Genomic DNA, 21,260 nt, shown 5'->3' with positions numbered 1-21,260 from the left:
CCTCATCCTGTAAATCTTATAATTAAACCAGCTCTTTTTTTATGGTTAATTGCTCAAGAACCTCCTCGTTAATTACGATTCCAAGCCCAGGTTCCCTTGTAAGATGGACATACGGTATTTCATAATCAAGATTCCCAATATCGAGACTGAATAGCAGCGGACCAGTCAATTCAGTGCTGGTAATGTTTTTTCGTGAAATGGCTGTATGGTACCCTGCTGCAGACCCGATCGAGGATTCTACCATTGATCCGATTTGGCAGCTGATTCCTGCGACCTCTGCTGTCTTTGCCAATTGGATAGCCTGATAGATTCCGCCGCATTTCATTAGTTTAATATTGATTTTATCTACAGCTTTCTTTTTAATGATTTCCTGCAGATGGGTTCCGTTATGGATGCTTTCATCTGCCATTAGTGGTATCGTCGTTTTTTCCTTAAGCTCAGCAAGACCGTCAATATCCCCCATTCTAATCGGCTGTTCCAACCATGAAAGGTTAAATGGTTCCAGAGCCTTCACTGCCTGAAGTGCATTGGCATAGGTGCCCCATCCTTGATTCGCATCAACCCGAATTGGAACCTTCTTCCCGACTTTTTGTCGAACTGCAGCAATCCGATCTACATCTGATTCAATATCCCAGCCAACCTTAAGCTTTAAAGAACTATAACCTTGGTCGACAGCTTCCTGTGCTTTTTCAGCCATCATGCCCGGTTCGTCTATACTTAAAACCTTAGCGAAAGAGAGGGATTCATGGAACTTCCCACCTAATAAATCATAAATCGGCAATTTGGTGTATTTCCCCATCAGGTCATAGCAAGCTATATCAATGGCCGCTTTTGCCGAGGGATTTCCGCTGATGGCGGAATTCATGATATCGTGAATCATTTCCATATTAAATGGGTTTTCCTGCTTTACAGCAGGTAACAGGACATGCTTTAGTACTTCGAATGTCGAATAAAACGATTCCCCAGTTACATGTTCATCAGGCACTGCCTCCCCATATCCCACCAGCCCGTTATCGGCTATTAATTTTACGATAACAGAGGGCATATGCTTGTATGTTTCATAGGAAATGACAAATGGCTCTTTTAATGGCAAATGTGTGGCATGAATTTCACAACGTTCAATAAGCAAAATAAACCTCCCCTTTCACTGTCGCTATATGTCGTTAATAAAAACAATATATACCAATCTCCTTTTCCTGTAAAGTCTGAAAATTTAATTTTCGGTAAGTTTCTTGAATTTCTCCGCTGGTACATATAAGTTCCGAGGTCTTCCTTGCCCATATGGATGTTCCTCTCCAATTTTGCTGAGACAGCCGCCTTCAGTAAGTCTTTTAACGAATCTTTCTGCCGATCGTCTGGTACAACTCATGTATTCCTCTAGCTCTGCTGCTGAAAAAGCCCGAAAATGATTTATCGAAATAAACCGATGAATCAATTTTATATTTTTCGCACTCATTTTTAGTTCCCTGGCCAGTATTTGAATGGTTTCATCTTCATTTTTCAATTCCACTTGGTGATTCCCTTCAAATAATGGTCCCTGAAGTTTTTGATCTTCATCCACCAAGCATGCTACCGTTTTTCTTTTTAGGAATTTATCGGTAAAAAATAATGCTTGTGCCGAATGTTTTTCCGCCTCTTGAATCGTATATCCATATCCAATGCCAATTTGGAAGAAGGTTTTAAATTCTTGTTCCATTTGTCCGATGATTTCATCATAAATATCTGATTCAAACGCCTGCAATGCTCCGCGTGTAGTATAAATCAAATGTGGATTAAAGTATTCAAGAGAAACGCGAGCCTGTAATCTCTTACTCAATTTCTGTAAAAAATTTAAAAATAGATCACTTTCATTAAGCTTTTGTTGATAATCTTGAATGGAAATGACAGCAATCTGTGATTCTTCCGTTTTCCTCAGTTTCAGCAAAGATATAGCTCCTGTAAGACTTTCTATTAAGGTATGTTTGGGCTGAACCATAAATCTGGAAGGAATGGATAGCCTTTGAAGTTCCTGATAAACAGCATGAATGCTCGTTAGTGCGAAATGGGTTTTTCCTTCTTTATGCCTGTTGCTATGGAATTGAACGAATTCGGCAATATTTAGTGTCTGGGTGCCTTCTTCCCTTTTGTAAACCCACGGGTAATCCTTCACATAAAGGGATTTTACTACGACTTCCGATTCTTCCAATACCTTCATTAACTGGTTTTTATCCGGTAAATCGATTGAGATTTCATTTATAGTAACCTTTTCCGTATGAGAAATAGATAACAACGAAAGCGCAACTGTCAATTCATCAAAAGGGACATATATAGCTTCTATTAAATTTCTTTTAACTTGTTCGTATCCATAATAAAAAGGGATGGAACCTGAAAACAATACTAGATCAGTTTGTTTACCGGCATCTTCTATTAATAGACTGGTTTCTTCCGGCAGATCATATTGAAAGGAAATGAATTGTACCTCAGGAAACAAAGGAAAGTGGACAGATAAGGATTCCAAAAAATACTTTGAGCCTATTACACCGATTTTCATGTTGCTTCACCTCGAAAATGAAATTTTATTTTTATTATAACGGTAGAATCGTATTAGTAACTACAAATATTCACCAAAATCCTGCATCTGAGTTTAAGCCTGTTTCATCATCAAATTTCGGAAATGTCACCTTACGACAAACTAACATCGCCCATATTTGTTTTTTATTGTATCTTATTAATAGGGAATGGAGAATCATGTTGTATTACGTTCCCATGGAATTTATCCGGTTTTAATTTCGAATGACCAACTTTTAGTTTCACATTTAAAGTAACTAAATCACTGACAAAACGTTTTTTCTGAGAGGAGTTCAAGATGATCAAAGGTCTCTATGAAGCCCATTTACCAGTATCAGATATGCAAAGGTCGATTGATTTTTACCGCAAACTTGATTTAGAACTTGCCTATCAAAGCGAGAGGGTCGTTTTCTTCTGGCTTGAGAAAGGGAAAAGTTGGCTTGGTCTTTGGAAAACGAACCAAGTGGAAATTCCCTATCATCCTTCCATCCGTCATGTGGCATTACAAATTGATATAGGTGACATGCCATCGGCGAAAGATTGGCTGAAAAATAGAGGAATTGACATTCGGCCTTTCTTTAATTTTACTGAAGGACAGCAGCCTTTGGTTCTCGATAATAACCCGCAAGCCCATGCGGCCATTTATTTTGATGATCCAGACGGAAATGTACTTGAATTGATTGCTCCATTAAGGCTGGACTTTGAGGGAAGTTTTGGAGAGATGTCATTAGAAGATTGGTATAAACGATTCCCAATTTAAATGGAGAGATGATTCCAGTTGTTATTTTTGCAATTTAAGAATGGGACCCCCCATCCGGGTGTCCCATTGCTTCTGGGGAAGGATTCTTGTTCAAGGGCACAAATGCATTACGGGATATCATGCCCCATCGAGCTAGTTAAAATGTTAAACCATTGTTCTTTTTTCATACTTAGATTTAGTGAATCAATGGCGCTATCCAGTCGTTCTTTCTTACCGGAACCAACGATCGGAATGATTTTTGCAGGATGTCTCAACAGCCATGCATACATAACCTCATCTATTCCATTAGCACCGATTTCTTCTTTTACGATTTCTAACGTTTTTCTTAAGCGGACAGCCTTTTCGTTTGATTCTTCAAAGATGCTTCCTCCTGCGAGTGGTGACCATGCCATAGGAGCCACGCCCATTTCCTGACATAAGTTAATGGTTCCGTCTTCGAAGTTTTCAAGATTGTATGTAGAAAGTTCCAGTTGATTTGTTACTAGAGGATATTCAAGGTACGCTTGAAGCATATCCCATTGCGGTTTTTTGAAGTTCGATACCCCAAAGTTACGGACCTTTCCTGATTCTTTTAATTGATTAAACGCCTCAGCCGTTTCCGATGGGTCCATCAGGGGATCAGGACGATGGATAAGTAATAAATCAATATAATCCGTTTTAAGATTCATAAGGGATTGTTCAACAGACTTTATAATGTGAGTTTTATTAGTGTTATAATGGTGGCTTTTATGAGAAGGGCGGTTTTCTGATTGTATGACTATGCCACATTTCGTAACGATCTCCATTTTTTCGCGTAAAGATGGCTTTAATGAAAGGGCGTTCCCAAAAATCTCCTCACATGTGTAGCTACCATATATATCAGCGTGATCATATGTAGTGACCCCCCGATCCATTCCATGTTCAATAAGAGATAGGATTTCTTCGGTGGAAAATTTCCAATCTGCCAATCTCCACATACCGTGAACAATGCGTGAAAGACTTAGATCTTCAGTTAGATTGACTCTTTGCATGTTGTTTCTCCCCTTTTATATCATGATTGGGCTTGCTAATTAGGTGTTTGTCATGGCTTACCTATGTTGCGGTTTCTTTCCTTATTATCCTTCATAACATATTGGTTAATTCTGTGCTAGTATCCTTGGCTCCTGCAATGAATCTTAGTATAATTTAAAATTTCGAAGAATCCTAATCTTGAGTGACCCTCACATGCCACATTTTTAGAACGTTAGGTTCATGAACTTTAGATAAGTTATATATCGCCCCCTTGTGGATGCAGAATCCCACGTAAGATCCATAAGAAAAAGGCTGCCGTAGCAACCTCCTAATCGAATAATCAAGAATTCATTTCCATCTAGCTAGCATGAAATATCAAAATCCTTAGTTAGTTCTTTGAAGTTTTCTTGTGTAATTCAACGATTTCTATCGCTAAATCTTTTGTTGTCATGGAAGTCATCAAGTGATCTTGAGCATGGATAAGAGCATTGGAATTTCGAATACCTCACCACTCACTTCTTGTTGAATCAAACCGGTTTGGATTTTATGTGCAGCAAACTCATCTTCCGCTTCCTTTAATTTTTCTTGGGCATCGCTTGATTTACCCTGTTTTTGCAAGGCGATGGCTTCCATTGCACAACTGCGGGCATTTCCGCTATGGAGAATTAATTGAAATGTTAATTCAGATAGATCCTCTTTCGTTTTCGTCATATGAACACCCTCTTTTTTGTTCGCAAAAAAGGACAGAAAAGGGTAATGGCAACATTCCCTTCTCTGTCCTTTTACCTGAGAGATTTGTTCCAAGTTTTTTTTTGGAACTTGATCCTTCGGTGGCTGTGCATTGCACTCTCACACAATCGTCATCCGCTATATTTTTTTGAAACACTGTAAATATTTGTGACCGTAAATTATTTGCATAAGTGGTTTTTATGGTATCACTCTTTATTTATACATATTCAGAAAACTAAGAAATGATAAAACGAAGGAAAATCACTTTATATCAGCAAACGCCTTCAAATTTAATAGACTAATGCTTTTTTATGAAGTTCAGCTCTTGCTGATCGCTGATTGTATCCTGGTTTTTCTCTTTTTCTTTTAAAACATAACTAAGCAAGTCTAATGAGAGACGTGCTGCCACTTGTCCAGTTATTCCCGCATGATCGTAAGGAGGAGCTACTTCTACCATATCAAAACCGATTACTTCTCCTCTTTTTGCAATTCCATGGAGTATTTCGTTGACTTCATCATAAAGCAGGCCTCCAGGAGAAGGCGTGCCTGTCGCAGGGGCGATCGATGGATCGAGGCCATCAATGTCCATGGTAATATAATATTTTTCACCTGCTGGAATAAGTTCCAGCACCTGTTCAAATCCCATCTTTCTCATTTGACGTGGAGACAAGATGACACTTCCGTATTCTCTGGAAGCATCGACATCTTCTTTTTTACTGCTGCTGATTCCACGAATGCCCAATTGGAAAATCTTTTGAACATGATTCATTTCAGATAAGCGGCGGATGCAGCTTCCATGTCCAACCCGCATTCCTGAACGGTGATCTGCCCAGTCTAAATGCGCATCAATCTGGATCACATGAAATGGCCCGAGTTCTCCCAAGCCCCTTCCTACTGGTATTGTAATGGAATGATCTCCACCTAAAACAACCGGCATTGCACCTTTTGAAACGATTTTTCGAATGGCTTCTTCCGTATTATCATGGGATTGCATCATATCCCCATGTACCATGTCTACATCGCCGCAATCAACTACTTTCCATTTCGGGCCAAGATACATGATATCATTTTCAATATCATAGGCGCCATCTAACCCGAAACTATATAATGTAGAGCCTTCACGAATTCCTCTTGGACCCATTCTTGCTCCTGACTTCCATTGTGTTCCCATATCATTTGGAACTCCAATGACAGCTACATCTGCATCTAACTGGTCTAGATCAGGACATACGGGATATTTCCCGAAAGTACAGATTCCGGTAAAAGGTAAATTAAGATGTTGTTTTTTATTATTCGACATGAACTTTGCCTCCCACTTGTATTACGTTCTCCTAATGTCTCCTAATGTTCTCCTAATATATATGCAAGCTTCATGCCAACCTATAAAACTAGACAAAACGGAATTGTGTTGTCAATAATGACTACCAGGAACCGACACAGATTTCTTTCTGTTCCAGGCCATCTTTAGATATAATATTTGAAATAATGGTAATTCAAAAAAATGCTTCCTCTATTAAAAAAAGTCAAAAATTTCTCGATGTAAGCACTCTCTTTTACTCAATTATCTTTACTTCTCCATTTTTAATGATCAAACCACTTGGTTGGCTCCACTTCTAAATTAATGTTGATTTGTTTTACCTCACTAAACTCATCTAAACCAAAAGTTCCTAATCCGCGGCCAATTCCGCTCTGCTTATAGCCTCCCCACGGGGCTTCATTGTAGGCTAAATTATAGGCATTAATCCATGTAATTCCGGCTCTTATTTTCTTAATCACTCTTAAAGCCTTTGCACCGTCTTGGGAAAATACACCTGCTGCGAGGCCATATGGGGTATCATTGGCAAGCTGGATGGCTTCCGCTTCATCTTTAAACTTTTGTACAGTCAGTACTGGCCCAAATATTTCTTCCTGAACAATTCTCATGTCCGGTTTGGTATTAACAAATATTGTCGGCTCAACAAAATAGCCCTTTTCAAGCCCATTGCTTGTTATACGCTTGCCGCCGCAGGCTAATGTCGCCCCTTCTTCTATGCCATGTTGAATATATTGGAGTACCTCATTCATATGTGCTTCACTGACAAGGGCACCCATTTCTGTAGAAGGATGATCACCAGGACCGACTTGGATCTTTTTCGCTTTCTCTATCAGTCTATTGATAAACTTGTCGTGAATGCTTTCTTCAAGCAGCAAACGCGATCCTGCATTACAAACTTGACCTGCATTTACAAAAATCCCATATAAAGCATAATCCACTGCTGTCTCAAAGTCTGCGTCGGCGAAAACGATGTTAGGCGACTTGCCGCCTAGTTCGAGGGCAATGTTCTTAATATTTCCAGCAGCTGTTTTCATGATGCTTCTCCCCGTTGAGGTGCTGCCAGTGAATGAAACCATATCGACTTTATCGCTTTCCGCTATTTCATTTCCTACGGTTCCCCCACCGCCCATCACGAGATTGGCAACGCCATCTGGAATGCCAACTTCTTTGATAATCTCGAACAATTTGGTAGTGGTAACCGGAGTTATCCCGGCTGGTTTAAACACGACCGCATTTCCTGCAGCAAGTGCAGGGGCTATTTTCCAAGCTCCCGTCAGTAAAGGAAAATTCCACGGAGCGATCAGTCCACATACCCCTACCGGCTCTCGAACAACCATAGCCTGTACAGGACCAGAAACAGGATACGTTTGGCCATCCGGTTTTGTGACTAAACCGGCATAGTAGCGAAAACAATCCGCTGCGTCAGCAATGTCAAACTCTGACTCTTTAAGAGGTTTTCCGGTATTGGCTGTTTCAAGTTGGCTAAGCTCAGATACATTTTCTTCAATCTTCTCCGCTATTTTATATAAATAGGAAGCCCGTTCCGAAGCCGGTAAGTCCGACCAAATCCCAGAATCAAATGCTAGTCGTGCTGCATCAATAGCCATCTTGGCATCTTCTGCATTTCCATTGGGAGCCTCTGCAATGATCTTGCCGTTTGCCGGATTTACAATATTTTTCTTCTGTTTACTTGAAGAATCCATCCACTCACCGTTTATAAACATTTTCAACTTATGCAATTTGAAAAACCTCCAGTTCGTTATTCTTACTTTATAGCAATCTCATATCCATAAATAGCTAATTATGTACCCGCAGCAAGTGGGCATACGCATGTTTTCTGTAAACCATGGCGGCCGCCCAATTAAAACTCCCATCAAGCCGGCCGCCGATTCAAAAATTCTAGATCAACATTAATCTAGTTAAATTTTTAAATTAATGTTGTGTTTTTCGCCTCATAAGTCTTTTGAAATAATTCCAAATAATCTGCAGGTGTCACTTTTCGTGAATTAGCCTGTGTACACAAATGAACGGATGCCCCTTCAGCGAGGAATGGGAAATCTTCGGGATTGACATTACTTAAATCTCGAAAATCAGGAATGCCAATTTTACGTGCAAGCTCTTTTAACAATACAACACCATCATAGGCAGTTTCTTCTATTGTTTTCCCTTCTTTATTTGCTCCAAGTTTTTCAGCTACAATTGCATGCTTTTCCAGGTTTGAAGGAATATTAAATTCAAAAACATGAGGAAGAAAGATAGAATTCGCTACCCCATGTGGAGTATCATAAAGACCGCCGAGTGGTTCAGCCATAGCATGTACAGCACCAAGATCCGCGTTATCAAATGCCATACCTGCAATTAAACTGGCTACAAGCATATTTTTCCTTGCCTCTAAGTCGGTCCCATTTTCTACAGCTAACGGAAGGTACTTAGCAATTAATTCAATTGCATAAAGGCTGAGAGCATCGGAAATGGGTTCAGCAATATTGCTGGTATAAGCTTCGATAGCATGTGTAAGTGCATCCATTCCGGTAGCAGCAGTAATAGATTTAGGCAGAGTTAGAGTTAATTCAGGGTCCAAAATTGCTAGTTTTGGAGCCAATTTAATGTCAAGTATAGCCTCTTTCTGTTTTGTAACTGTATCTGTAATGACAGAACCTGTTGTAACCTCACTTCCGGTACCTGAAGTTGTAGGGATACAAATAAGGGGAGTTATTTCTCGCTCTAGTAAATTTAAACCGTAACGATCCCTAAGCTCTCCTCCATGGGTTAAAAGTGTACCAATTGCTTTTGCTGTATCCATCGAACTTCCGCCGCCAAGACCTATCAAAAGATCTATTTCCTCGTCTTTAAATTGTTGATAGGCTCTATGGCAATCTACATCTTTTGGATTAGGAGTAATTTCATCAAAAACAATATAATTGACACTTTCTTGGTCTAACGAATCGGTAACCTTTTGTAAAATTCCAGTTTGCGCCAGTCCTTTATCGGTAATAAGAAGTGCCTTTTTTCCTCCTAGCTCTTTTGCTCTTTTCCCAATATTTTTAACTTTTCCGTTCCCGAACTCTATAGATGTAGGTAGATTGAAATTAAAATCCCAGATCATCATTAATATCCCCTTTCAATTTTTCAAACAGTGTAATAGTAAGTGACTCACTCTCTTTTCCTCTTTTATATCTACTTCTCCATTTTTAATGATCAAACCACTTTGTTGGCTCCACTTCTAAATTAATGTTGATTTGTTTTACCTCACTAAACTCATCTAAACCAAAAGTTCCTAATCCACGGCCAATTCCGCTCTGTTTGTAGCCTCCCCACGGTGCTTCATTGTAGGCTAGGTTATAAGCATTAATCCACGTAATTCCGGCTCTTATTTTCTTAGTCACGCTTAAAGCCTTCGCACCGTCTTGTGAAAATACACCTGCTGCGAGGCCGTATGGAGTATCATTGGCAAGTTGGATGGCTTCCGCTTCATCTTTAAATTTTTGCACGGTAAGTACTGGCCCGAATATTTCTTCCTGAACAATTCTCATGTCCGGTTTGGTATCAACAAATATCGTCGGCTCAACAAAATAGCCCATTTCAAGTCCATTGCTTGTTATACGCTTGCCTCCGCAGGCTAATGTCGCCCCTTCTTCTATGCCAAGTTGAATATATTGGAGTACCTTATTCATATGTGCTTCACTGACAAGGGCACCCATTTGTGTAGACGGTTGATCACCTGGGCCGACCCGGATCTTTTTTGCTTTCTCTGACAGTCTATCGATAAACTTGTCGTGAATGCTCTCTTCCAGCAGCAAACGCGATCCTGCATTACAAATTTGGCCGGCGTTGACAAAAATGCCATATAAAGCATAATCTACGGCTGTCTCAAAGTCTGCGTCGGCAAAAACGATGTTAGGTGACTTGCCGCCTAATTCGAGTGCAATGTTTTTAATATTTCCAGCTGCTGCTTTCATGATGCTTCTGCCCGTTGAGGTACTGCCAGTAAACGAAACCATATCAACTTTATCGCTTTCCGCTAGTTCATTTCCTACTGTTGCACCACCACCCATAACTAGATTGGCAACGCCATCTGGTATGCCAACTTCTTCGATAATCTCAAATAATTTAGTAGTCGTAATCGGAGTGACCTCGGATGTTTTAAATACAATCGTATTTCCTGCAGCAAGGGCAGGGGCTATTTTCCAAGCTCCCGTCAGTAAAGGAAAATTCCACGGAGCGATCAGTCCACATACCCCTACCGGCTCTCGAACAGCCATAGCCTGTACAGGACCAGAAACAGGATACGTTTGGCCATCCGGTTTTGTGACTAAACCGGCATAGTAGCGAAAACAATCCGCTGCGTCAGCAATGTCAAACTCTGACTCTTTAAGAGGTTTTCCGGTATTGGCTGTTTCAAGTTGGCTAAGCTCAGATGCATGTTCTTCAATTTTCTTTGCTATTTTAAATAAATAGGTAGCCCGCTCCGAAGCCGGCAGGTCTGACCAAATGCCGGAATCAAAGGCGGTTCGAGCCGCATCAATGGCCATCCGGGCATCTTCTGCATTTCCGTTGGGAGACTCCGCAATGATCTTACCGTTTGCGGGGTTAACAACATTACTCTTTTCTTTACTCAAAGAATCCATCCACTCACCGTTTATAAACTTTTTCAGCTTCAACAATTTGAAAAAACCTCCTGTTCGTTATTCTTACTTTAACGATCTCGCTTTAAAAATAGGTAGCGCTTTCATTTTTCTTTATTTTCAAAATATTACACCTCCTTTAGATACATTTACTTACTTCAGTGTAAGAAACTGATTAAAAGTCTTCTACCTTTTGGGAAAGAATTTTTTCATTCACATCTTCTACCTCTTGAGGAATGATCTCTTCATCAAAATGAAACTCAGGAAGAGGCTTGCGAAAAAAGTTTGTCATATAAAGAAGATATGCTAAGCCACATATCACCCAAATGCCTCCAAGAATCAATGCCTCTATTTCTAAATGTGACCATAACCACATAGTAAATACTGCGCCCATGGACGGTAAAAATAAATACCTTATGCAATCGTTAAAAGATCGTTTCTGATTTTTTATAAAATAATGGGCGATGACAGATAGATTAACAGATGCAAAAGCAATGAGCCCTCCAAAATTGATAAACTTGATAACTTGCTCCAAAGTTAACACGACGCCTAGTAAAGAAATTATTCCTATCACGATAATACCGTGTGACGGTGTTTTAAATTTGGGATGAATATAACCAAATAGATTTTCAGGCAATACTGAATCCCGGCCCATTGCATATAACACACGTGATGCGCTTGTAATTGAAGCAACTCCTGAAGAAAAGTTACCAATAATTACCGCAGTAATAAATAATGATTTGAATAGGTTTCCTCCTACAAGTATAGCGATTTCCATGGCTGCTGAATCAGTGTTTTCAAATGAAAAACCCGGAAAGACCAATTGTGCTAAGTAGGAAGAGCCAATATACAAAACCCCTATTAACAGCAACATTATGATAATAGCTCTTGGGATGGTTTTTTCAGGATTGATTGTTTCCTCTGACAAGGTAGTAAGTGAGTCAAAACCAAGAAAACTAAAACAAAGAATTGAGGATCCTGCTAAGATTACTGACAAGGGAACCTCTGAATTGAATAATGGTTTACTCGAGAAAAGAGTGCCTGTCCCTACTCCATCTAATAAATTTTTGACGGTTAATATCCAGAAAAGACTAACGAAAATGATTTGAGCAATAACGAAAATTTTACTTGCAGATGCTGATGTCTTTACCCCTAGAATGCTCGGTACAACTATGATAGAAGTTAAAAGAATAATCCACACATAATGTGGAATCCCTGGAAACACTGCACTTAAAAAGACAGTGGACATCAAACACGTCACCATAGGTGTTAACATATAATCAAGCATAATTGTCCAACCAACAATAAACCCAACTTTAGGATTAATAGATTTTTGAGTAAATGTATAAGCTGAACCTGAGATAGGGTATGCTTTTGCCATCTTTCCATAGCTGAGTGCTGTAAAAAATATTGCTAGAAATGCAATACTATACGCACCCGTAATTACACCATGTGAGGTTACGGTAGCTATTCCATAGGTATTAAAAAATACCATGGGGTTATTCCAAGCAATCCCTAAAAAAACAACCTGTGACAAAGTAAGTGTTCTAGCAAGTTTTTTCCGTTTCATAATCAGCTCCCCCACATTTATAAAGAATACTCAGAAGATTTGAATTATTGTGTATTTTGATTATAAAGGTTGTTGTAACACAAAGGTCAACACCTGTATTATATTTTTTAAGGGGGCGATTAAACTGAAAGAAAAATTAACTATTGGTGAGATGGCAAAGTTACGAGGGATGACTACGGAGACCTTGCGCCATTATGATCGGATTAACTTATTCAAGCCGCAATATATCGATTCACATTCGGGATATCGCTACTATTCTATTTTCCAGTACGAGGTTTTAGGAACCATTAAAGAATTACGGCAACTTGGAATGAGTACGGACGAAATAAAGGATTATTTCAATGAACGTAATTTCAGTAAGTCTTTAGACATTCTTAAAGTCAAACACGCAGATCTTGTTTCAAAGCTAAATGAATTAACTGACTTGGAAGAAAATATCCAGAAAAAAATTAAATATTTAGATCAAATATCAAGAGAAAAGGAACTACAAACAGTCATGTTCCACAAAATAGGAGCCAGGAAATTAATTACATTGAATGAAAAAATCAATAATAATTTAGAGCTCTGTTATGGAGTTATAAGGCTAGAAAATATGCTTGCTGAGAAGTCACCAATTCTGGCCAGTAACAGACTAGGAATTCTCATCCAGGAAGCAGATCTTAAATCTAAACGTTTTGAAGAACCATCAGTCATTTTTGTTGTGGCAAAAAATAAAGAAAAAATACCAAAGCAGCACCAAAGAATCATTCAGGCTGGGTTGTTTGCGTGTATCCGTTATAATGGGGAATTATTATGGAACCGAAGTGAAAGCTTGAGTAAAATAATGGATTATCTTGATGAAGGTGGTTATCAAATTACCGGCGATGCGCTGCAAATTATGCATGTTGATATTACGATCACAGATAAACCAAACGAGGTTACCTTTGAAATTCAAGTTCCCGTTCAAAAGGTCTGACCTATTTGCGCAGGACAAATGTTTATGTGTGTGGTTTAGACAAAAAAAATAGGAGTAGAGGTTCTGGTGCAAGAAATCTATGAAACTTTGACATACTGATACCACTAATCTAAAAAGGATGTGGATTATATTTCATCCGTTAAAGAAGAATAGTTAATTATTAAAAAGAGGGAAAGAAGATAAAATGTTTTCCCAAAATTAGCACAGAAAGACTATTACTAAGAGAAATGACAAAAGAGGATGCAGAAGGTATTTTACTTGCATTTCTAACGAAGATGTAACACGTTTTTATGAGCAAGAAACATTACAGAATATAGACAAGCAGAGAGATTGATAGATTTTCTTTCAAAAAAACTATAATGAAAAAAAGACGCATTCGCTGAGGGATTGAAAGAAAAGATGCCAAAGATATAATTGGAACAATTGGCTTTAATTCTTGGTCTACTTTGCATAAAAAAGAAGAAATAGGTTACTAAATCCACCCATAGCAGTGGAGAAGAGGGTATACTTCAGAAGCAGAATAGTTTGATTAATGCATCTCGGTAATAAAGTCGTTTTTAATTTTTAATGCTAAAAAGTAAGAGCCTTTGTACTTACCGTAACAAAGGCTCTTTAAAGTTAATTAAAAAGTTTATTAAAAGAGAAGCTAAAATATTCTAATCGCACTTTTCCCTTCTCCCCCATAGGTATCATCGTTAGTTATTGCCATGATGTCCGAGATTGGGATTGTCACTTTGGAAAACTGCCATTTAATGATCAAATTTTCATTTATTTTTTCAATTTGAATTCCAATCAAAATAAGTCCCTCCTTAATGTTCCTGGTTAATTTCAACATTTATCATCCACTTTTTCATTAATGACTACTAATTTATTTTTATAGAATTCTATTTTAAGCATATAAGTTAACTTGATAATAGAGGGAATATGTTCATACGATGTTCTGAGAAACTAATTCTTTACTATAAACATTTTTTTATCCATTAAAAGGCCCCTCTCGATGGAGAAGAGCCTTTTATGATTGCACTTAACACTTAACCTTCAAGCTGCTTTTTCTTACTTAAAAGCTGTAGGAATTCCCTATCCAATTCCTCCTTTTCCTCTTCATTCATAACCCTTGAAAGTTTCCCAAGTGTATCGATGATTTGCACTTCAATCATAAGAAGTTCATCCTGTTTAACTTGATGGCCATCCATGCCCTTATCCAATTTTGTTGATTCCTGGTTGACAGTTCTTACTCTCAGAGGTTCATCCTCGAGTGAAAGTACATGCGTTGCAAGTGATTGGATCAATGAACGATCATGACTCACAAAAACGATTGTTCCTGGATATGCTTTTAACACTTCGATTAAAGCCTCTTTCGTATTTATATCCAGGTAATTTGTAGGTTCATCCAAAACCAATACATTATAGTTTCCCAAAAAAACTTTTGCCAGCGAGGCCCTGACTCTTTCCCCACCGCTTAAGAGTGATACTTGTTTGTGAACGTCATTTTCTTTAAAAGCCAATCGTGATAATAATGTACGAATGAAGGCTTGATTGTAGGGACTATCCTCCAAAATATTTTCAAGTACCGTTTTACTTTCATTCAAATTTTCTTGTTGTTGTGCAAAAAATCCTATCTTTGCCGGCTTCGCGACATATATATCTGTGTGACGTTTCACTATCTTTTTCAGTAATGTCGATTTTCCTGAACCATTTTGACCATTGATGGCGAGTCTGCATGCCAGGGGAACATCGCCATAAATATGTTGTTTCAGCATTCTAGAACCGACCTTCAGGGAACAGCCATTAAATCGAATGACCCTTTTGCTGTGCAGTGATGGAAATTCTGAAATATCAAAAATGATAGGAGGATCTTCCCGCGGTTTTTCTTTTTTTGCTAATTTTTCGATCCGAGTTTCAATCGCTTCAGCAGAACGGTTCAGTTTCGCTTTTTGTTTCCCAGCGCTGCGTTTATGCAGCCTTGCTTCTGAATTGCCCATTCGTTTAGGGGCTTTCCTAATTGAATCAGATTTGCCTTGCAGGTTTTGTGCAGCCTGTTTCAATCTATTCTTTTCGCGAGTATACTCTTCAAATTCCTTCTTTTCTTTTTCTGTTTTTGCTTGCTTCTGCTTTGTATACGCTTCGTAATTCCCTTCATATACAGTAACCTTGCCTTGCTCAACTTCCCATATTGTTGTACAAAGATGATTTAAGAATGCCTTATCATGTGAAGTAAGCAATATAGCGCCATTAAAAGACTTTAAATCCTTTTCCAATTGTTCAATTCCGAATACATCTAAATGGCTAGTAGGTTCATCCGCAATCAATACATCCGCATTGGAGGTCAGGGCAGCGGCGATTTTTCTTCGAGTCCGTTCGCCGCCGCTTATCATTTCTTGATCCTCATCTGGCAGTTTCCATATACTCGTTAATACTCCGCTTATTTCTTGTTCATTTTCCTCTATCTGTGGGATATAGCTGACTGTTCCATAGCTTTCTATATGACCGGAATCTGGTTCATTAACGCCTGCTAATATAGAAAGCAGAGTCGTTTTGCCTTCTCCATTTCTACCAACTAAACCAACACGGTCATGACTGTATAGATGAAGTGAATCAACGGAAATAACTTCACGGTTCCCGTAGCTTTTCTTTAAATCATTCGCCTTTAAAAATAACATGAAAAATCCCCCTCTATTTTTTCTAGAGAGAGATCGCCTGTTACTAAATTAATATACATAAACCAAATATACCTCTCCTGATTTCGATACCAGAAAAAGTATTTGTATATGAATTAGTACCTATAAACGAACAGACGAATCCCATCTCTAAACATAATCATTAAAAATCTCACATGGGTATCTAAAAAGATTCTTGTTCAAATGAAAAATTGACGCTCACTTAGAACTCACCAATAAAATCGGTAAGCACACAAAGTGACGCACACTTGCATTGAACATACCTAACCGTTTACACCCATTGAAATAGATTTAGATTTACTGTTTATTAGATAAGATTACTGCTTCATTGTATAAGGTACCTTTTCCTTCCAATGTAATAAATTAATGATTGCACATTATTATATGTTTGTAAAGCTAATATATACCCGCTTTTCTTAATGCTCAAAAAAAAAAGAGTTCATTAATTAGGTTCTACATGCACATGAACATCGTATACTCCATGATTCTTCATCATCACTTTTTCTACATGGGTCGCAATATCATGAGCTTCTTTAATATCCAACGTAGAATTGACAAGGATCACAACATCAATCACTTCATTATTCCCGTAATTCCTCCCTTTAATTTCTTTTATCCCCTTGACTCCATTCAGATTTGTAATTACATCCTTATAAAGTTGAATTTTATTTTCATCAAATCCGTCAGAAAGTTCATGGGAGGCTTGAATGAATATATCCCAGGCTGTTTTGCATATTAATAGTCCAACAATGATGGCAGTTAGGGAATCCAGCCAAGGCATTTTTAATTGGGAGCCGAAAATCCCTATAGCTGTTCCGATACTTACCCAAGCATCGGAAATATTATCTTTTGACGCTGCCAGAACGGCTTTACTGTTAATCTTAATAGCAAGCTTTTTATTATACCGATATACAAAATACATAGCTATTGCTGATAAAACGCCTACATACCCTGCCATAATGTCAGGTGATTCTTTTCCACCTTTTAGCATGGAAGCAACTGCATCTATTAAAACTTGTAAACCAACAGCAAACATAATAAATGAAGCAACCATCGAAGCAATCGTTTCACTTTTCCAATGGCCATAACCATGATCTTTATCGGGGGGTCTTTGAGCCAGCCTTAATCCGATCAGTACAGCAATCGAGGCGATAATATCAGTGGTGTTGTTCAAACCATCCGCCTTTAATGCAGCTGAGTCACTTATGTATCCTATAGCCAATTTCATGATTGATAGACAAATATAAGCAATGATACTAATGATTGCACCACGTTCGCCTAATTTGAGGTCATTATATTTTTGTTCTTCCATTCAACTTCCCCCCACAATTAAGTACATGAATATAATATCAACTTAAAAATGGGTGGGTCTATAGCAACCTTTTTGTATCGTTTTATATAAGTAAGTGCTAGATAACTATGTTGCATTCGGTAAACTATCTGAAAAGAATAATATTTACGGAAACTTGACAAAAAGCCCAACATGAAATAATCTTGCATCACGCCGCAAAATAACGAGCTAAGTGAGATTTAAATCGTTTTTTCGACTGTAAAACAAAATAAAGTTCCTCTTTCATTTGATTGTAAATTATATTTTATTTGCAGGATCCTTGCTATGTCCTCAATTATTTTTAAACCAAGCCCTCTACTTTTACTATCGATAACAAAACCAATTCCATTATCCTTGATAATCACCACATTTTTTTCAATGGTTATCTCAAGTTTGTCAGCCTTCGAGTGCTTTAATGCGTTTTGAAAAATGTTATCAAATAACCTTTGGAGCCATAACGGCAATGAATATAAAAAATATATTCTTTAATACTTTAAATAATCTTTTCATAGTATTCTCCTTTCAAGTTATATTGAAAGGATATGATTTAAAAATAAACTTCTCATTAATTTTCATTGAATATTTTCGCTTTTCACTTAAGATAAGCCATCATTTGTTCATTTTGAGGAGAATTCATCTTCAATAACCAGGGAATTAAAAAGTCACTTCACTAGTAAACTTTAATTATTACAAAAGAAAAGGGCTGCTCCAACGCAACCCCCACCATGAAATAAAACATCCCTAATTAGGGAATGAAGTTCTTATTTAGCTGCCCGTCCCTAATTCCTATGTATAAATAATATTATACGCGGATTTAATCACTCCGTTTTGATATTGTTTCATTTCAACTAAATCTAATTTCAGACCTGGCTTAACACTGCCAAAAAGAGGGATACCTTCACCGATGATGATTGGATTCACTTTCAGCACCAATTGATCTATGAGTTTATGTTTCAACAACGTTCCAGCCAATTCGCCGCCCCCGCAAAGCCATAACTTACCGTCACTTTTCTGCCTTAGGTCTTCAATAAAAGCTACGGCGTTTCCTTTTATAAGTTCTACTTCCTCGTTCGATTCAAACTGAAGGGAGTTCGAGAAAATATAATGTTTCAAACCCTTATAGCCTGGTTCACCCGGTTTAGCTCCGAATTGAAATCCAAATTCATACGTTTTTCTTCCCATCAACACTGCTTCATATTGCTGGATATCGGATAAAAAGTCTGGGACATGATCACCTTCAAATAAGAAAAGTGTTTGATCGATATTCCCATCCAAAAGAGCTTGGTCGGCAATGAAATTGTCCAGTGAAACCGCTACATGATATACCAATTCTGCCACTTAGTCATCCCTCCAAAAGTGATTATACATTTTACATGAACAACGAGTGTCCCATCACCTTTTGTAAATGGTATCAGATAACCATATCTATTATTCTTTTGATATGATCTTCATTTATTTCGACACCCACTTGAGTACAAAGATATTTATTTAGTCTAAGGAATTCTGGGATCATACCTCTCAACGTTTTAATAATTTCATTTGAATTACGTCCACAACTCCAACTTTCTAAAAGGGATAATTGTTTTTCATCTAATTTACTTATTTTGCCCTCAATTTTCGACCAAACTCCATAGGGCCCATCTATATGTTCTCCCATTTCCATATACCACCCAGACACAATCAGCCACCGTATCCTATCAAGATTGGATAGTGCATATAACATTTCTCTCCTCATAACGGCTCTGTGGGTTCCTGGACAAAAGCAAGCAGCTTTCCTCTCCAATGTTCAACTTCATCTGGTGAAGGTTTATACACTTGCTTTGCTGATTCCTCAATAACATGTCCCATAATATGAAAGGGATCATAAATGACTTCAACCTCTTTTAACCAGATGGAAGGTACCATTTCCTCAGGTGAGTGATACCAGCTATCCACTTTCACAAAGGTATCATAATGAGTTACGACATACGGTGAAGAAGGATTGTAGTCTTCGTGAAATGAAACATTTCCCCAGTTATTGGCTCTATCCCTTTTTCCCTTTAAAAAATCTGCTTTCCTTTCTGAAATAACAATGGTGTGCAAATCTATATCAGAGTAATGATCATAGTTTCCTTTTGCTAATGAACCGGCTAGGTAAATAGCTAAAACATCAGGATCTGCTGATAGATCCTTTAATGCCTTTTTCAAATGAATATCGCGTTGTTTCGGTAAAAATACATCTCTTTCTTTATGTTTACTGACAAATCCCGCACACAGAAACCATCTCCTTTTTTTGTAAAAACCTTAAATGTAATATATTCGTGCATCAGGAGAAAAAACCTTCCGCTGAACAGGCTTATTAAGGAAATTAAGAGCTTCTGAAAACTTTTTAGGCTTTTATTAGTTTCTTGGCTAGAGATCAAGGCCCCACTTCACCTTGCACAGGCTGTCTGTAAATATTTTCTTACCTGGACCGATTTTCAATTTTACAATCAGTTTTCTATATTGTGGAATAGCCCCTATCCACGTTCTTCCCTATGTGATATTATTTTGAATATTAAGATAGAGGGAGGCGCCATTCCATGTTTCTTGCAAATACACCTGAACCACCCTATTACGCTTGTATTTTCACTTCTCAAAGAAACGATAGAGATGCTACAAGCTACAATTCAACCGCTGATTTCATGGACGAACTTGCCGCCCAACAAGATGGCTATTTAGGAGTCGAAAGCGTAAGAGATCAAAACGGAGTAGGAATTACAGTATCCTATTGGAAATCCCTAGATGCCATTAAGCTTTGGAAAGAAAATGCTGCCCACAAAAAAGCACAAGAAAAAGGAATGAAAGATTGGTACTCGTCATACACAACCCGAATTTGCAAGGTTGAAAGAGATTATTCAATCAAGTAAGCAAACTAAGACTTCATGTACATAGATGTTGTGTTTATGAATTTTCAGCTATAGAAAAAGACCGCTTTTTAGCGGTCTTCACACTGTAATAAGAAAATGTCATTAAGATCTTCTTTTATAAGTGAGTACATATATAAATCATCGAATTTGCCACAAGTATATTCATAATGCCTCAGCATTCCTTCTCTTCTAAATCCTTGTTTTTCCACTAGTTTATAGGATGGGCTATTAGCAGGTTCAATTAAAGCTTCTATCCTTTCCAGGTGAAAGTGACGATAACCATACTTTACAACGGCTTCCAATGCTTCACTTGCAATGCCTTTTCCCCAATGATCTTTATTTAATTCATATCCAATTTCAGCTCGATGATGTTTGGTGACCATATTCAGGAAACCGCAACTGCCTATAACCTTACCGGATTCTTTTAATGTAATTCCCCATCTAATTCCTGTACCTTCTTTGAATATAGATTCGTACCACTTAATTTCATCCCATACTTCATTTTCTGATTGGCATGGATATAACCCCATTGGCTTCACGACATCTGTATCAGATAGGTATGTAAACATATCTCCAGCATCCTCTATTGTAACTTTCCTTAAAATCAATCGGCGTGTTTCAATAAGCGGAAATGCTTTTTCCATCCAAATCCCCTCCCCCCAAGTCCCTTTTTCCATTCTTTACTATTTCAATCATTACCTAATTAATGCCGATAATCAACTCTTTATCGCTGTAAGAATTATTGAATCCTCGTTAATGTTAATAATAAAAAGGCGTTCTACTTTTGTAGAAACGCCTCAGTTTGTAGACAAAAGGGGTTCGGAATTAAAAAATTCCGAACCCCTTTTTGAGATTCCCTTTGAATTTTTGCCT

The 21,260-nt window shown here is 38.0% G+C and carries 18 protein-coding genes, 2 pseudogenes and 1 riboswitch; of the genes and pseudogenes, 3 read left to right on the top strand and 17 right to left on the bottom strand.

The window, feature by feature from the left end; all coding sequences use genetic code 11:
• Positions 1-22: 22 nt before the first annotated feature.
• Both ACFX4X_RS18910 and ACFX4X_RS18905 read right to left on the bottom strand, forming a co-directional pair.
• Positions 23-1,129, bottom strand: coding sequence for a mandelate racemase/muconate lactonizing enzyme family protein (locus ACFX4X_RS18910; protein WP_377385297.1), 1,107 nt, complete (start codon positions 1,127-1,129; stop codon positions 23-25).
• An 84-nt stretch (positions 1,130-1,213) separates the two neighbouring features.
• The gene (locus ACFX4X_RS18905) at positions 1,214-2,530 is read right to left on the bottom strand and encodes a MarR family transcriptional regulator (protein WP_377385295.1); all 1,317 of its coding nucleotides are present in this window, start codon (positions 2,528-2,530) and stop codon (positions 1,214-1,216) included.
• A gap of 315 nt (positions 2,531-2,845) precedes the next feature.
• Between ACFX4X_RS18905 and ACFX4X_RS18900 the strand changes: the two genes are divergently transcribed.
• Positions 2,846-3,307, top strand: coding sequence for a VOC family protein (locus ACFX4X_RS18900; protein ID WP_061462662.1), 462 nt, complete (start codon positions 2,846-2,848; stop codon positions 3,305-3,307).
• Positions 3,308-3,414: 107 nt separating this feature from the next.
• On the opposite strand, the gene ACFX4X_RS18895 is transcribed toward ACFX4X_RS18900, so the two are convergent.
• The 7 genes and pseudogenes from ACFX4X_RS18895 to ACFX4X_RS18865 form a co-directional block, all read right to left on the bottom strand.
• On the bottom strand, positions 3,415-4,317 hold the full coding sequence (locus ACFX4X_RS18895) for an aldo/keto reductase (protein WP_377385293.1): 903 nt from the start codon (positions 4,315-4,317) through the stop codon (positions 3,415-3,417).
• Positions 4,318-4,685: 368 nt separating this feature from the next.
• Positions 4,686-5,008: pseudogene (locus ACFX4X_RS18890) on the bottom strand (PTS sugar transporter subunit IIA).
• 53 nt (positions 5,009-5,061) lie between these two features.
• Positions 5,062-5,160, bottom strand: a riboswitch (glycine riboswitch).
• A 164-nt stretch (positions 5,161-5,324) separates the two neighbouring features.
• Positions 5,325-6,326: an agmatinase gene (speB, locus tag ACFX4X_RS18885; protein ID WP_061462658.1), complete on the bottom strand. Its 1,002-nt coding sequence runs from the start codon at positions 6,324-6,326 to the stop codon at positions 5,325-5,327.
• Positions 6,327-6,607: 281 nt separating this feature from the next.
• Complete coding sequence (locus ACFX4X_RS18880) at positions 6,608-8,080, bottom strand: aldehyde dehydrogenase family protein (protein WP_377385291.1); 1,473 nt, start codon at positions 8,078-8,080, stop codon at positions 6,608-6,610.
• A gap of 188 nt (positions 8,081-8,268) precedes the next feature.
• The gene (locus ACFX4X_RS18875; RefSeq protein ID WP_286141139.1) at positions 8,269-9,450 is read right to left on the bottom strand and encodes an iron-containing alcohol dehydrogenase; all 1,182 of its coding nucleotides are present in this window, start codon (positions 9,448-9,450) and stop codon (positions 8,269-8,271) included.
• Between the two features lie 82 nt (positions 9,451-9,532).
• The gene (locus ACFX4X_RS18870) at positions 9,533-11,005 is read right to left on the bottom strand and encodes an aldehyde dehydrogenase family protein (protein ID WP_377385288.1); all 1,473 of its coding nucleotides are present in this window, start codon (positions 11,003-11,005) and stop codon (positions 9,533-9,535) included.
• A gap of 136 nt (positions 11,006-11,141) precedes the next feature.
• Positions 11,142-12,536, bottom strand: coding sequence for an APC family permease (locus tag ACFX4X_RS18865; protein WP_377385286.1), 1,395 nt, complete (start codon positions 12,534-12,536; stop codon positions 11,142-11,144).
• A 49-nt stretch (positions 12,537-12,585) separates the two neighbouring features.
• On the opposite strand from ACFX4X_RS18865, the gene ACFX4X_RS18860 reads away from it, so the two are divergent.
• Positions 12,586-13,491 (top strand): MerR family transcriptional regulator, encoded by a 906-nt coding sequence (locus ACFX4X_RS18860; protein WP_377385285.1) that lies wholly within the window; start codon positions 12,586-12,588, stop codon positions 13,489-13,491.
• A gap of 646 nt (positions 13,492-14,137) precedes the next feature.
• Here the strand turns inward: ACFX4X_RS18860 and ACFX4X_RS18855 are convergent.
• The 7 genes and pseudogenes from ACFX4X_RS18855 to ACFX4X_RS18825 form a co-directional block, all read right to left on the bottom strand.
• On the bottom strand, positions 14,138-14,287 hold the full coding sequence (locus ACFX4X_RS18855; RefSeq protein ID WP_155727281.1) for a SunI/YnzG family protein: 150 nt from the start codon (positions 14,285-14,287) through the stop codon (positions 14,138-14,140).
• A 235-nt stretch (positions 14,288-14,522) separates the two neighbouring features.
• Positions 14,523-16,151, bottom strand: coding sequence for a ribosomal protection-like ABC-F family protein (gene abc-f / locus ACFX4X_RS18850; protein WP_377385283.1), 1,629 nt, complete (start codon positions 16,149-16,151; stop codon positions 14,523-14,525).
• A gap of 460 nt (positions 16,152-16,611) precedes the next feature.
• Positions 16,612-17,481 (bottom strand): cation diffusion facilitator family transporter, encoded by an 870-nt coding sequence (locus tag ACFX4X_RS18845; RefSeq protein WP_089365108.1) that lies wholly within the window; start codon positions 17,479-17,481, stop codon positions 16,612-16,614.
• A gap of 218 nt (positions 17,482-17,699) precedes the next feature.
• Positions 17,700-17,957 (bottom strand): annotated as a pseudogene (locus ACFX4X_RS18840) (ATP-binding protein); the annotation flags it as partial.
• 328 nt (positions 17,958-18,285) lie between these two features.
• A complete protein-coding gene (locus ACFX4X_RS18835) occupies positions 18,286-18,837 on the bottom strand; it encodes a dihydrofolate reductase family protein (RefSeq protein WP_377385281.1) in 552 nt (183 codons plus the stop codon).
• Positions 18,838-18,910: 73 nt separating this feature from the next.
• Positions 18,911-19,156 (bottom strand): hypothetical protein, encoded by a 246-nt coding sequence (locus ACFX4X_RS18830; protein WP_377385280.1) that lies wholly within the window; start codon positions 19,154-19,156, stop codon positions 18,911-18,913.
• 74 nt (positions 19,157-19,230) lie between these two features.
• On the bottom strand, positions 19,231-19,686 hold the full coding sequence (locus tag ACFX4X_RS18825; RefSeq protein WP_377385279.1) for a nucleotidyltransferase domain-containing protein: 456 nt from the start codon (positions 19,684-19,686) through the stop codon (positions 19,231-19,233).
• A gap of 374 nt (positions 19,687-20,060) precedes the next feature.
• On the opposite strand from ACFX4X_RS18825, the gene ACFX4X_RS18820 reads away from it, so the two are divergent.
• Positions 20,061-20,387 carry an antibiotic biosynthesis monooxygenase family protein gene (locus ACFX4X_RS18820; RefSeq protein WP_377385278.1) on the top strand — a complete coding sequence of 109 codons (327 nt, stop codon included), beginning with the start codon at positions 20,061-20,063 and terminating at the stop codon, positions 20,385-20,387.
• 68 nt (positions 20,388-20,455) lie between these two features.
• On the opposite strand, the gene ACFX4X_RS18815 is transcribed toward ACFX4X_RS18820, so the two are convergent.
• Positions 20,456-21,031 carry a GNAT family N-acetyltransferase gene (locus ACFX4X_RS18815; RefSeq protein WP_377385277.1) on the bottom strand — a complete coding sequence of 192 codons (576 nt, stop codon included), beginning with the start codon at positions 21,029-21,031 and terminating at the stop codon, positions 20,456-20,458.
• Positions 21,032-21,260 lie beyond the last annotated feature (229 nt).

This window comes from Peribacillus sp. YIM B13481, from assembly GCF_042787985.1.
In the GTDB taxonomy this organism is placed as follows: domain Bacteria; phylum Bacillota; class Bacilli; order Bacillales; family DSM-1321; genus Peribacillus; species Peribacillus simplex_A.
This window is presented reverse-complemented; position numbering and strand designations above follow the sequence as displayed.